The sequence below is a fragment of the Pseudomonadota bacterium genome, assembly GCA_022361155.1.
In the GTDB taxonomy this organism is placed as follows: Bacteria; Myxococcota_A; Polyangia; order Polyangiales; family JAKSBK01; genus JAKSBK01.
Genome location: JAKSBK010000514.1, coordinates 1 through 13,763, shown reverse-complemented (window position 1 = coordinate 13,763; position 13,763 = coordinate 1). Strand labels below are relative to the sequence as shown.

At 65.3% G+C, this 13,763-nt stretch carries 8 protein-coding genes and 1 pseudogene; 5 read left to right on the top strand and 4 right to left on the bottom strand.

Annotated elements, in window-relative coordinates; translation table 11 throughout:
- Nucleotides 1-205: 205 nt before the first annotated feature.
- Nucleotides 206-1,276, bottom strand: a complete 1,071-nt coding sequence (locus MJD61_19115) for a hypothetical protein (protein ID MCG8557373.1) — start codon at nt 1,274-1,276, stop codon at nt 206-208.
- Here MJD61_19115 and MJD61_19110 point away from each other — a divergent pair.
- A complete protein-coding gene (locus tag MJD61_19110; protein ID MCG8557372.1) occupies nt 1,266-2,687 on the top strand; it encodes an MBOAT family protein in 1,422 nt (473 codons plus the stop codon). The genes MJD61_19115 and MJD61_19110 overlap by 11 nt on opposite strands.
- Nucleotides 2,688-2,736: 49 nt before the next feature.
- Nucleotides 2,737-4,320, top strand: a complete 1,584-nt coding sequence (locus MJD61_19105) for a GDSL-type esterase/lipase family protein (GenBank protein ID MCG8557371.1) — start codon at nt 2,737-2,739, stop codon at nt 4,318-4,320.
- 28 nt (nt 4,321-4,348) lie between these two features.
- Here MJD61_19105 and MJD61_19100 read toward each other — a convergent pair whose 3' ends face one another.
- Nucleotides 4,349-5,410 (bottom strand): GDSL-type esterase/lipase family protein, encoded by a 1,062-nt coding sequence (locus tag MJD61_19100; protein MCG8557370.1) that lies wholly within the window; start codon nt 5,408-5,410, stop codon nt 4,349-4,351.
- Between the two features lie 854 nt (nt 5,411-6,264).
- Between MJD61_19100 and MJD61_19095 the strand changes: the two genes are divergently transcribed.
- Nucleotides 6,265-7,710: a hypothetical protein gene (locus MJD61_19095; GenBank protein ID MCG8557369.1), complete on the top strand. Its 1,446-nt coding sequence runs from the start codon at nt 6,265-6,267 to the stop codon at nt 7,708-7,710.
- Nucleotides 7,711-8,004: 294 nt separating this feature from the next.
- On the opposite strand, the gene MJD61_19090 is transcribed toward MJD61_19095, so the two are convergent.
- Nucleotides 8,005-10,275, bottom strand: coding sequence for a HEAT repeat domain-containing protein (locus tag MJD61_19090; protein ID MCG8557368.1), 2,271 nt, complete (start codon nt 10,273-10,275; stop codon nt 8,005-8,007).
- Between the two features lie 340 nt (nt 10,276-10,615).
- Here MJD61_19090 and MJD61_19085 point away from each other — a divergent pair.
- Nucleotides 10,616-10,888: pseudogene (locus tag MJD61_19085) on the top strand (integration host factor subunit beta).
- A gap of 132 nt (nt 10,889-11,020) precedes the next feature.
- Here the strand turns inward: MJD61_19085 and MJD61_19080 are convergent.
- Complete coding sequence (locus MJD61_19080) at nt 11,021-12,373, bottom strand: glutamate-cysteine ligase family protein (protein ID MCG8557367.1); 1,353 nt, start codon at nt 12,371-12,373, stop codon at nt 11,021-11,023.
- A gap of 314 nt (nt 12,374-12,687) precedes the next feature.
- Here MJD61_19080 and MJD61_19075 point away from each other — a divergent pair.
- Nucleotides 12,688-13,763: hypothetical protein (locus MJD61_19075; protein ID MCG8557366.1), on the top strand; the 1,076-nt coding region annotated here is incomplete at its 3' end.

Sequence of the window (13,763 nt, the reverse complement as noted above, 5' to 3'; positions counted from 1 at the left end):
GGCCCGCGGAAGAATAACTCATCCATCTCACCGGTTCCGACCACCGCTGGCTATGTTGCGCCTCCTCGAAATATCCCCAATATTCCTCGTCGTTGCGCCTTGCCAACGGCGCCCGGCCCTCGGCGATACAGACGAGTTATTCTTCCGCGGGCCCTAAGTCTCAAGGGATGCGCTGCGCTCGGTGGTTGGCGGGCCCCAACCCAGATCATTTGGAGAACCGACCTCCAAGCGAGCCGACATCCTGCGGCCGATTCATGCGCCAGTAGGCCGCCCGCTTGGACCAGCGCAGATCGTAGCGCCCGCCGTCGCTGCGCTCCCAGCGCACGAGCAGGTGAGGCGAGTGCTCGTCGAGCCAGAAGACGTCTCGGCGCGAGGCACGCGTAACGCTTACCTCGACGGCTCGATAGCGTCCCGCAGGCACGTTTAGCCAGCGCTTGCCTGCTACCCGGATCTCGGCCTCGTGCCAGGTGGGCTTCGAAGCCCGATTGCTGAGCTGTTCGTCCAGCACCTTCAGCTTCCGCACTCCTTGCTTGTCGAGCGCAAGGGTCCGCAGCCACAGCGGCAGCGCGTCGCCCAGTACCGCGCGCGAATCGAAATTCAGGGAGAAGTCGCGATTGCCTTCGTTCCCGAAATAGGAGTCAGCCAAGAGCTGCGCCTTGTGGTGTCCCCTGACCTCGAGCCGCTTTGCGGTCACTCCGCACCACTCCTGACTCCCTACGGTCAGCTTGACCACTCGGGCGTCGCTGCGCCGCAGGAAGACGCTTGCCATCTGGTGGTATGTGTAGACGCCGGTCCGTACCTCTACGATCGTGTTGAGCTTGATTACCGGCAGCACGGCGGGAGGCTTCTGGCCTGGCTCGACCTTGAGCAGGGACCGAGGATCGAAGGGCTCGCTCACGACGATCAGCGTGGCGGTGCCTTTGCGGAGGATTCCGTAGCGTCGCTCGACGGTGGCGTAGCTGGAAATCTCGGCCTTACCGTCGTTCCACAGCCGGGCACGGAGTAGGGGAACCTCGGCTGGCGCCCCGGCGCCCGGCTCCAGCGGGGCGGCGTCAGGTCTGGCTGGGCCCGAGGCTCGGGAGCGGCCGGGTGTAGGTTGCTGTGCGCCTGCATCGCCCGCGCACACCGCGCCGAATCCCAGGGCCACGAGCAGGGCGAAAGCCGCTCCCAGGCTCCGCTGCAGCCGGGCGGGCTTCTTGACAAGCCGAAGGACTGCGATGCACTCGTGGCATCGTCCCTGGCGTTCTGTGAGCGCACCGCCGGTCATGCTCTTCAACTCCCTCGACTACCTGCTGTTTCTACTGCTTGCCGTGTGCGGCTATTGGTTTCTCGCTCGCGTCAAGCTGCTGCGTCTCCTGTTCGTGTTCGGCTGCTCCTGCGTGTTCTACACGGCTTGGAGTCCCCGCTACGTGGTGCTGATCCTCGGGTCCGTTCTCCTGGACTATACCGCGGCCCGCGCGATTCACGCGTCGAGCACGCCCCGCGTACGTCGTTTCTGGCTTGGGGCGAGCCTGGCCGGCAACTTGGGACTTCTGGGGGTGTTCAAGTACTTCAACTTCTTTGCGACGGCATTCGCCGATGGCCTGGGCCTGGTGGGCCTGCATGTGACCGCCCCCTACCTGGACGTGCTGCTTCCCGTAGGGATCTCTTTCTATACCTTTCAGACCATCAGCTACACGGTCGACGTCTACCGGGGCGAGCTCAAGCCCACACGCAACCTCTTGGAGTTCGCGTTCTACGTCACCTTCTTTCCCCAGCTCGTGGCGGGCCCTATCGTGCGAGCCACCGAGTTCTTGCCCCAGCTGCGCAGCTCCGCCGCTCTACAATCCGGGCTCGTGGGGGAAGGCATGTTCCTGATCGCGACCGGACTGCTGAAGAAGGTCGCCGTAGCAGACTACCTTGCGGTCAACCTCGTTGACCGCGTCTTCGACGATCCCTCCGCGTACAGCGCTGCCGAAGTGATGGTGGGTCTGTACGGCTACACCCTGCAGATATACTGCGATTTCTCAGGTTACACGGACGTGGCGCGGGGCTCGGCCATGCTGTTCGGGTTGCGGCTGCCCGAGAACTTCGATCGTCCCTACGCGGCGACCAGCCCGGCTGACTTCTGGCGCCGCTGGCACATGACGCTGTCGAGCTGGCTGCGCGATTACCTGTATTTCCCGTTGGGCGGCTCTCGCGTGCACCCCCTGAGGGCCTACTGGAACTTGGGCCTTACCATGTTCCTCATCGGCCTGTGGCACGGGGCGGCATGGACGTTCGTGGTGTACGGTTTGATCCAAGCGGCGGCCATGGTCGCCCACCGCTTTCTGTACCTGCGCTCCGGGCGGACGCGTCTGACCGTGGACTCACGTCCTGTGACCTTGCTCAAGATCACAGCTACCCTGCACTTCGTGGTCTTGTCGCGTATCTTCTTTCGGAGCACGGGTTGGGACAACGCGCTGGCCGTCGGAGGCCGGCTGCTGGATGGCAGCTTCGGTCTGGGTCATGTCACGCTGAGCATCTGGTGTGTGCTTCTCGCCGGCTACGCCGCCCATTACCTACCGGCAGAGTCGTTCGAGCGCCTCAAGCACGCCTTCGTGCAGATGCCTGCGCCGGCCCAGGGGGTTGCCCTGGCTGCCCTGGCCGCGGGGTTGCTGTTGACCGCCAGTCAGGAGGTCGTTCCCTATATCTACTTCCAGTTCTGAGGGTACTTCCAAGAATAGCCCAACGCCCGCCCGAGAGTAGCCGACCGCCGTGACCGTTCCCAATCGCCATGCTCCGTTTCGTTCGCCCTTGCCGGACAGGCTGACCGCCTCCGAGCTGGGGCGGCTTGGTCTCGTGGTTTGCACGGCCTCCGTCTTGGCTGCGCTGACGTACTTGGCGCCCGGGCTCGAACGGTTGCGGCCCTGGCTGCCGAGCGAAGGTGTACCCATAGGGCGGCTGTTCGGGCCGCAAGAGGCTGCGAGCCTGCCCGAGTTCGCGGAGGCGGCCACGGCTATCGGGTCTGCGCAGACGAGCCGGGGCGAGACCGAGCGATCGCAAGCTCCACCACCGCCCCATCGGGCAGCAGCCGAGCCACCGCTGCAGAGCCAGGCTCCTGTGGCATCCCGGCCAGCCGACGAGCCCAAAACCCAGCCGCAAGGCAGGCCGACGCGCTCGCTCGGGGTCACGATCGATCCTCGAGCCTATGCCGATCTCGAACGCGAGATCGAAAGCCCGGGCGGAGGCGACCCACTTGCTCGCTTCTACGAGGCGCTGCTGCGCACCGCCCAAGGGCTTCCGGGTGCCATCACACGTGTTGCGCACTACGGCGATTCCGCCGTGGCAGCGGATGGCATCACCCACACCATGCGCCGAAACCTGCAGCAGCGCTTCGGCGATGCGGGTCACGGATTCATGCTCATCGCGCGCGGCTACATGCACTACCTGCATCGTGGCATCCGCCATCGCTCGAGCGACGACTGGGAGCTGTACCCCATCGTACGCCGGCGGCTTGGCAAGGGCTGGTACGGCTACGGCGGCGTGCAGTACCGGGGACAACCAGGCGCCAAGGCGTACTTCGGCTCGGTAAGGGATGGCCCTGTAGGAACGAGGGTCGGTCGCTTCGAGATTCATTATCAACGGCATCCGCGTGGAGGCCTCATCAAGTACCGTCTCGATCGCGGGCGCTCGAAGCTGATCAACACGCGCGGACCCGTTGCCGATCAGTGGGAAGTCGTCGATGCCGTCGATGGCCCACATCTGTTGCGACTGCAGGTAGCTGGGCGTGGGCACACCCGCCTCTATGGCGTCGTGCTCGAGAGGGACGGGCCAGGCGTCGTGTACGACTCGCTCGGGCTGGTGGGCGCCCGGGCCCGGCGCCTGTTGAACTTCGAGCCGGAGCACATCCGCCGCCAGATTGGGTGGCGCAATCCCGATCTCCTGGTGCTTGGCTTCGGGGGCAACGAGGCCACGGATCCCATCTCCGACTGGGGCCTGTACGAGCGCGATCTGCGGCGCGTCGTTCAGATCATGCGGGGCGGGACCCGGGTTGCATGTTTGCTCTTCGCTCCACTCGATCAAGGACGCAAGACCCGTCGCGGGCGCATCGAGACGGTGGCCAACCTGCCGCGCTTGGTCGAGGTCCAACGGAGCGCTGCCGCCGCCGAGGGCTGCGCGTTCTTCGACACCTTCCAGGCCATGGGCGGACCACGCTCGATTTGGCGCTGGTATCGTGCTCGGCCGAGGTTGGCGCTGAGCGACTTCCGCCACGCCACGCCCGCAGGCTACGAGAAGATCGGCGTGATGTTCCACAAGGCGCTGCTCAAGGGGTTTGCCGACTACCTGGCACGCCGCTGACCAATAGCTCGGTTTCCGCCCCGGCGCCTCAGGGCTTGTCGTAGCCCACGAGAAGCGCTCGAAACAGTGCGCCTCCCAGCTTCTCGTAGCCGGCACGCGTGAAGTGCACGTGGTCCCGCCTCCCCAGCGGCGGGTCTGCGAGCACCCAGCGAACCATGGACATGGGTCCTCCCATGAACCGCACCAGATCGAAAAAACCGCAGTGAAACTTGCGCGCGGCAGCGCGTTGCTCGGCCACCACCTGCCCCGTACGCGGCCTCGGGCCCCAGGTCCCGTCGGAACCCTTGCGAGGTCGGTCGGAGGGGCCGACAAGAAGGCAAGCGCTTTCGGGGAGCGCGTCCCGAACCCTGCGCAGGACCCGATGCAGCTGCGCTCGGTAGAGCCCGATGGGAACGACGTCGTCTCCACTTTCGTTCGTGCCGTACGCGAGCACGACCAGATCCGGGGCACGCCTCGCCAGGTGCTCCCGCACGAGTGCCTCGTTCCACAGCAGTTGATAGCGCGCGCGGGCCCCCGGAATCCCTACCGTGTCCACGATCACGCCGTGCCTGTCTCGTTCGACCGTCATCCCGTAGACGCGCACCGGGCCGTCGCCTCGGGCACGCAGGTGCACACGGTGCTCTGCGTCTGCCAGCTCGATCCGCGCGTAGTCCGTCTGCCAGCTCGTGGCGGCGGTGGACAGCAGGCCGACCGGTCTGCCGTCGACGCTCCACTCGAGGTGCCCGCCACCGGGTTGTTTGGCGTAGTACAGCTCCAGGACGCTGGCGTGGCCCGTCAGTACACCGTGGCTGCGCGTCCTCAGGCTGCAGTCTGCCGCCCCAGGCGCCTCCACGGCCACGCCAGCCAGGCCGAGCAGCCCCGCCGGTCCCGCGCGGTCGCTCTCGAGGTCATCGACGCGCACGCGCAGGCTTGTCCAACCGGAGGATGCTTCGTGCTCGATCAGGCTGTTGCGATAGTAACGCCACGGCTTGGCGGGCAGCACGAAGCCGGGTCCCGCCTCGCCGAAGCGCTGCTGCAGCCTGAGCCGAAGCTCACCCGTGAACAGGTCCGAGGCAACGTGCGAGGCCCCGTAGACCACGATCCTGGTCACGCCGTGACCCGTTTCCGCTCGGCGCAGCCCGTCGAAAAAAGCACGCGGGATGGGTCCGCTCCAGCCCTCGATTACCGCATCGGGCGCAGCGGCGGGACGGTCGAGCCCGATCGTGGAGCCGCTGTTCGGTTCTTTTGGCGCGGAACGGGCAGCAGGCCCGGAGCTCGGTGCCGGACCGCTCGGGGCCGCTGGGAACCCGTGCCCATCCAGAGTTTGCTTTCGCGAAGACGCGTGCTCGCGCCTGGTACCACGGATCACAAGTTCGGTCCGGGCTCCGGAACCGGCCCCAGGACTGGTGAGGACCGGCTCCGGAACCCGGATCGGCGACCAGTGTATCCGTGGACTACTTGTCGATTCAGGCACAACGGCCCGGAAACCCGGATCGAGTTTCCGGGCCGTTGTACCAGGCGTGTGCTCGGTGGCAGCCCCCTCCTGAGTCCCGATGCCGCCGGCTGTGCTGTGGGCGCCGCTCGCGCAGCCGCAGGCGAATAGGACGGGCACCACGCGCGCGCAGCCCGAGGCGAAGAGGACAGCCGCCATGCCCTGGGTAGGAAAGGTGCTCAAAAAGGATGCCCAACAGACCTCAAGCAGTCCATCCCGATACTCCACGCCTGGGGCAGAGAAGTAAAAAAAGCCGACCGGAAGCACGGCCAGTTGCACACATCCATGGCGATGGGGTAGTCGTTGCTGCCAACTTGTGCACAATCCTGTCCTCAGGGAACGCAGACGCTGGCGGCTGCGCACGTTGTGTGACAGAATTCGCTCGTCTGGCTTGAACTCGTCTGGTTTGAATTGGCTCACCCCATCGCTTGAGCGACACGACCCCCAACAGTTGTCGGATGTATGGAGGCGGTATGGCACGCGTCACAATTCCCTGGATGCCGATCGCGGTAGCCTCAATGGCCGTCGTCTTGGGCTGCACCAGCTCGTCGGATAGTCGGCGCTCTGGCTCGGGTGTGATCACGCCACCCGGGCAGGCTTGTCTGATGGGTGGAGCGGGCTGCGGTCAGATGTGCGGCGGTAGCAGCGGTGCTTGCCCCGCAGGTTTGTATTGCGGTCCCAACAACGCCTGCACCAAGGACTGCGACCAGGGCAAGCTTTGCCTCGACGGCCAGATGTGCCTGACCAACGGCCGTTGTCCCAGGCCGCTGCCCGGCGCGAATCCACAAGGCACCGCCACCGGGGCCATGGGCTTCGATGGCGGCCGGGTCGGCACCGGTTCACCCGGGGCGCCTGGCCAGTGCCACGCCGTGGCCGTGAACGCGACCCACGTCGCACCGATCGTGGTGGCGATCGTCGATCAGAGCGGCAGCATGGGGGATCCCCTCAGCGAGAACATCAACAGAACACGCTGGGACATCCTGCGCAACGAGCTGGTGGGCCCCGTAATGCTTGCGCATCCCAACATGCCTGTGAACCGCAGCCTGTTCAACGAGTTCGCCAGCACCGTGCAGTTTGCGCTGCAGATGTACACGGACGATCGTTACACGGATGGTTGTCCCGACTTGGTGTGGATGCCCCCGCAGATCAACCAGTACCTGCCCCTGCACGACGAGTACGTCAAGCATAGTCCAAGCGGAAGTACGCCGACTGCCGAGGCGCTGCGGGACTCGATCGAGAAGATGATGATGCTCGGCTACATTGGTGCTTTTGGTCCGGACGTCATGCAGCATCCGGTGTTGTTCCTGCTGGCCACGGACGGAGCCCCTCACTCCTGTCTGCTCAACCTGCCGAGATGCGACCCGAACCCCATGCCTCCGCTGGTGCCTGTGCTTCCGACTCCGACCGAACCATGCCGGTGCGGCTGGGGCGCCACTCAGGGGCCGCCAGGCTGTACCATGGTCGAGGAGCCCAACACGACCGAGGTGGAGACCGAAGTGGAGCGGGCGTTCTCGCTCGGCATTACTACTTTCGTGATCGAGCTGGCCGGTCCGGATGATCCGCGGCGGACCGCGCACTTGAAGCGGGTAGCCAACATCGGTGCGGGCCTGCCCGCCGGTAACCCCAGGCCCAAGAACTACTTCAACCCGCTTCACGACGCGGCCCTACGCAAGGCGCTGCACGGCATCGTGGGCAACGCGGTCACGTGCCAGATCAAGCTGGACGGAACCGTGGTTTCCCAGAACCCCTGCGAGGGCACCGTGATCCTGAACGGCCAGATGCTGACCTGCAACGATCCCAATGGCTGGGTGCTTACCGGCCCCAGCACGGTGACCGTGAACGGCACGGCATGCGATACGCTCAAGAAGGGCGGCGCTGTGGTTGATGTGTCGTTTCCCTGCGGCGCAGTGCTCCTGTAGTTCCTGTCCAGACTCGCGCCAGGGCGGCTTACGTTCTCGAGAAAATCCTCGCTAGCCCCGGCATCTCCCGCTATGCAGCGAAACGCAGCACTAGGTCTTGTGTGGTAACCGTTCAGGCCCCTGGGAGTCGGGTTTTCAGGCGGTTTTCTGGGCGAGCGCGCCCGCAGGAATCGCCCGAGGAGTACTGTGCGGCTGCGGTTCAGATCAGCTGCGGCGCAGGGCGAGGCCGAGGACGAAAGCCGCCCAGAAAGCCGCCTGGGAAGACGTCGTCGAGACGAAGACCCCGGTGAACGGTTACGTCTTGTGGGGCCGATCGAGCCGTAGAAGAAGCTGGCGCGCCTCTCGGGCGCCGCGTTGCTGGCTGTCTCGTGCCGCGAGGAGCAGGCCGCGCTCGTTGATGGCTGCGAGCGCCTCTGCCGCGAGTCTACGCAGCTCCGGATCGTCCGAAGACGTCAGGGTCCCGTAGATGCGCTCGCGTATGGCGCGCGCGGACAAGCCGCCGGGGCCGTCCCAGCCCGCCGCCAGGCGACTCGTGAAGCCCAGCCAAGCGTAGGAATACGAAGCCTCTTCGTCGCCGTGTCTGAGGATCTCGGCGACACGCAGGCGCCGCCACACCTGTCCGGATTCGAACATGCCTTCCGCGATGAGGTTGTAGTTATCGTGCTCGTTGCTGTTCACGGACATGTTCAGGACCTCGCGCAGATCTCGGTCTTTTGCGAGGTGGGCGACGAGCCTCCTTGCGGCTGCTTCGCCCGCCCCAAGTACGACGGCGTAGGCAGCGTCGACGCGGGTCTCCTTGCGATCGAGCATCGCGATCAGTCTCGCATCGTTGTCAGGGTCCGAAGCGTAGCCGATGGCCAGTGCGGCTGCTTTCCTCACCGAGCTCGGCGTTTCGGGCGTGAAGAGCGAGAACAGCTCCTTGGCCATGGATCGATCGGGCTTCTGCCACAACCCTTGCACGTACGCGCGCCGTATACCCTCAGCCAACGTGGCATCTGTGATTTTCTGCAGGATGGTCGCCCGGAGTGCATCGTCGGCGATCAGGCCGAGCGTCTGACCCGCCTGCCTGCGCAGGCGAAAGTCGTCCTCGGGGTCCTCGATGATCGTCACAAGGCTGCTGATAGCCTTGGGGTCGGGCTTGCCAAAGTAGGCGAGCCCGACGATTGCGGCGCGCCGGGTCAGGAAAGCCATCTCGTTGGCCACGCTGGGTCTTGAGAAGTCGATGTCGGGGTCGCGTGGGAGCATCCTCACAAGCGTCGCGTAGGCTTTTGGGTAGGGTATTTGCCCCAAGGCCTTGGCGGCAGCCGCGACGTCGTCGCCTCCGAGCTCCTTCTGGATCACAGGGCCCGCCTGCAGCGCCCGGCAGGCCCCGAGGGCTCGCAAGATCGAGGCTTTGCGTCCCGGGAAGCCCTTGAGCAGCGCGAGCAGTCCCGTGGCTGCTTCCGGACGTCCAAGTTCGCGCAGGGCGTCGATGGCGTCTTGGCCCACGGTATCGTCCTCGTCCTTGGCGAGCTCGAGCAGGATCGCTACAGCGCGCGGATCGCCAAGCTCGGCCAGGCCATGCGCGGCCTCGACACGCACGTCAGGGTCCTGCTCATCAACGAGCTGCGCCAGCGCGCCGGCTGCTCTTGGATCGTGGGTCGCCCGCAGAATGGCCACCAGATCCCGCTTGTCCTCGATCGATCTCGCCGCTTCGAGCAGCGCTGCGATGTTGGGAGCGGCCGCCGACTTCTTCAGTGCATCGAGGACACTAGGTCGCAATTCGGGACGGGTCCGCAGCAAGTCGAACAGGGGCTGCGACACATGCGGGTCACCAGTGCGCGCCAAACCCGCGGCTGCCGCTCTCACAACCTGCGGGCTTTCCTTGCTGTTCTTGATCATGCGTGTCAGGGGCGCGATGACCGCCGGCGATGCAATCTCGGCCAGGGCCGTCGCGACCAAGGCCCGCACGGATTCTTCCGGGTGTGCGGTAAGTGCGGATGAGCCGAGCTTGTGCACGCCAAACACCGTGGCGACGACGCGGGCGTCGAAATCGGGTTGCGCCTGCAGGAGCCCCTTGGTGAATTCCGACAAGATGGCATCCGTGGCGGCCTGCTCGCGTAGAACCGCCAACGCCCACACCACCTGGGGCCGATCACGTTCGTCGGTGTGGGGCAGGACTGCCAACAGCTTCGGCTTGGCTTCGTCGGCGGCAGGGGAACCGATCCGCGCCAGCGCCAGCGCCGCCGCGCGCCGGACCACGCCCCCTTCATCGAGCGCGCGAATCAGCAGCGGCGTGGCCTCGGCATCCCGAAAGTGACCGAGGTTGCGGATGATGCGCTCCTGTACGTCGTCGTAGTCGTTCTTGTGCAGCTCGGCTCGCAGCATGGCCAGCATCCTGCCGCGGTCCGCTTCCTCGCCGGCAGCCATCACACCGTCCATGCGGCGTTCATAGGCCTCGCTGCGCTGGTAGTACATGAAAGCCAGAGCGCCGATCCCGCCGACGAACGCGAACGCAAGGAGCCTGCCCATCGGCGAAGTGCGCCGCTTGATCTGCTTCAGTGCGGCATCATCGTCATCCAACATCGGTTTCCTCCCAGCCTCATGTGTGTGGGCCGCTTCCACGGTACACATCACCGCGGACCGCGCGCTTCGCGGCATCGCGAGGGTCGATGCACGATACCCAACGACAGCATCAGGCCGCAACGCACGATTACGAGGCAGGGACGCACAGCCTGCCTTCGCCAGGCACAAGCGGCGCGGAAGCGATGTCTGTTGACTCCGGTAACATACTGATTATACTGGCACATTCATCGAGCAGGCCCCGGGTCAAGACGATGACGGGCACGGGCGGCAGCTCCCGAATGTCTGCGCTGTGGTGGCGTGGCTGCAGGCGCCCCGTGTTGGGTGTGAGCGATCCTAGCTGATGACCAAGTCAGAGCTCATCGAAGCAGTTGCACAACGCACCAAGATCACCAAGGGCAGGGCGGAGGTGGTGGTTAATTGCATCTTTGACGCCATGACGGCATCGCTGGAGCGCGGGGAGGGGATCGAGATCCGAGGATTCGGGTCGTTCACCGTGCGCGAGTACATGCCCTACGACGGTCGCAACCCACGCACGGGTCGCGCGGTCGCCGTACCCGAAAAGCGATTGCCGTTTTTCAAGGTCGGCAAGGAGCTCAAGGCCCTTGTCGACGGGTCGGCCGTCGGGTCAAGCTCGGTCCAGACCCCCGCGCGATCGGCGATCCAGGAGCAACCGCCGATCGCCAGCGAAGATCGGACGGCTCGGCTGCCCGAGAGGGAGTGAAGCCGAGGGCCTGGGGCCCGGGCCCTAGACCTGGCCCAGCCGCAAGATCTGAGGGATCAGATCGTGGCCACGATCGATCTTCGCGAGCAGGGCCTCGGATGGCGTCTGCCCGTGCTGGAGCAACTCGCGGACTCGCTCGAGGTGGACCGTTTCGTCGCTTCGTTCGCGGTTCAGATGGGACTGACGCCGCAGTCCAGCTACCGCGATCTCGCATACTTGCAGCGCCCACTCGAGCACCGGTCGCTTTGCCAGGACCGCGCGCAATCCTTGGCGAGCGATCGCCGGCCTGGCGCGTTGCACCGTGTCGTGGTCGAGCGGGGCCACCAGCCGCTCGAGCTGCTCGCACGACGGTGTGTCGTAGAGCAGCCCCTTCCACAATGCCGGAATGGCACAGACCATGGGTTGCGACTGTCCATCCGCGCCTCTGACTTCCAGCGTCTGCTTGAGGCGTACTTCCGGAAACAGGCTGTTCAGGTGAGCCTCCCAGTCCGGCAACGTCGCCTGCAGCCCCTGCCAGCCATCGTGCATGAACCTGCGAAACGTCAAGCCGGCGCTGGGGTAGAGGCGCTCGCCACGCTTGACCAGGAACATCGGCACATCCAGGGCCCATTCCACATAGCTGCGAAAACTGGCGGTCGCCTCCCAGGCAAACGGCAGCAAGCCGGTACGATCCGGATCCACATCGAGCCAGACCTGCGCCCGTTCGCTGCAATGGCTGCCGATGCGCCCCTCCACAAAGGGACTGTTCGCGAACATGGCCGTCACGATGGGCTGTGCCGCCAGCGCCAAGCGTAGCTTGCGCATCGCGTCGCGCTCGCTCGAGTAGTCCAGGTTCGCCTGCACCGTGCAGGTTCTGCGCATCATGTCCAGGGCGCGGCTGCCCCGCGTTGGCAGGTACTCGCGCATCACCTGGTAGCGCAGCTTGGGCACCCAAGGCAGCTGATCGGGCGTCGCCACAGGATGATAGCCGAGTCCAAGCCAAACCACATTCGAGGGCTCCGACACGTCGCGCAGCTCGGTCATGTGGTTGCGGAGCTCGGCGCAGGTCTGGTGGATCGAGCCCAGTGGAGCGCCCGACAGCTCGAGCTGCGCTCCTGGCTCCAGCGTGATGGACGCATCACCACGTCGCAGCGCTATCACGTCTCCGCCCGCGTATTCGCGCTCCTCGAACCAGCCGTGGCGCGTAACGAGCTGCTGCAGGATGGCACGCACTCCGTGCGTCCCGTCGTACGCTGCCGGCCGGCCCGTTGCCGCATCGACGCCGAACTTCTCCGCTTCGGTTCCGACTCTCCAGCGTGCGCGCGGTTTGCAAGCCGCGTACAGCGGCGCGAGCAGGCTGTCGAGGTCCTCGATGGGCGGGGGCAGTGCGGGTTGCAACGTGGGCTCCTTTTTCACTCTTGTCGCGGCGCGCCCGTATCCTGCGGGCCGACCAGCTGTAGCGCAAAGACCTGCGGTCGTTACGGGTGCGGGCGATCTGCGTTGCGGCATTCTTGCACGATTGACACCGTTTCGAGGTCGTAGGTATAGTTGCACCCTTAATGCTCGGAGACTGGCCGCGCGCTGCCTGTGGTTCGCGGTCGGTAAGAAGCGGGGACACGCTCGCGTGTCGCGGATGACCCGGTACTGGCCCGGCGGTGTTCGGACTGATCCTTAGAAGGAAGGGCACCCGAGTTTCTGGCAGGAGGTGAATCATGAGGAAGCGGACACGGACCGGCGTCCTGATCGTTGCGGTCACGGTGGGCTGTGCGGTGCTAGGCGGGTGCCATGCGGACGAGAACGATCCGAAGGGGCTCGCGGAGGAGCTCGCCGATCCCGTGCGCCGTGAGTGGGCGATAGGCCACCTACAGCGCATATTCGGCCAGAGGCTCGGCGAGGCCAAAGGGAATCGGGAAGCGGCTCCGATCGTGGAGTTCAACGAGGTGACGCATCAGCACCTTACGAAGGTGTATATCGAGCATCCGGAGGACTCCAGCAACGGCTACCGCATCGTTCAGCTGATGTCTGAGATGCGTGATCCGCGTACCCTGCCGGCGCTCTTGGAGGCTCTCAAGTGGCGCACGGAGGTCAGTGAGAACCACGCGATAGCGGCTGCAAAAACGTTGCGCCAGATCGAGATCCCCGACGAGAAAAGGGCAGCGGTCGTAGAAGCCGTGGCGGGCTCGCTTTCGCGCGTTGACGGCAAACGTGGTGCGGACAACCGCATGCGCAAGGCTTTCATCGAAGCACTGGGTGACCTGGGAGACCAGCGTGCGACGAAGGTGCTCATCGAGGTGGCTACCAGGCAGGACGAGGCGCAGAATTTCCTGTTCAACCTGCTCGCGGCACGCCAGCTCGCACGGCTACGCGACCCCGCTGCGATCGAGCCCATGATCCGGGCGCTCTACTTGTTTGCGCCCAACAACCCGGCCATGCGCATGAACGACGCTGCTTCCAGTGTACTGGTCGCGATCGGCCGGCCCGCGCTCGCGCCGCTGCTGGAGTTGCTCAAGGGTAACAACAAGGCGGCGAACAAGATCGCCGCGCAGTACATCGCGGCGATTCGCGAGCGAGATCCCAATGCTGCGGCCACCATGGATGCGGGCGCCATCGTGGGATACGAAGCAACGTTCACGTTGGGCAAGCTCGGTTACCGCGAGGCCATGGATGCGTTGCTCGCCGAAACGAAGGTCAAACACGAAGGTCGTAGGAATGCCGCCGCGATCGCGCTGGTTAGTCTGAATCGTTCGGATGCGGACACGGCCAAGGTGGTGGGAGCGATCAAGCGCTG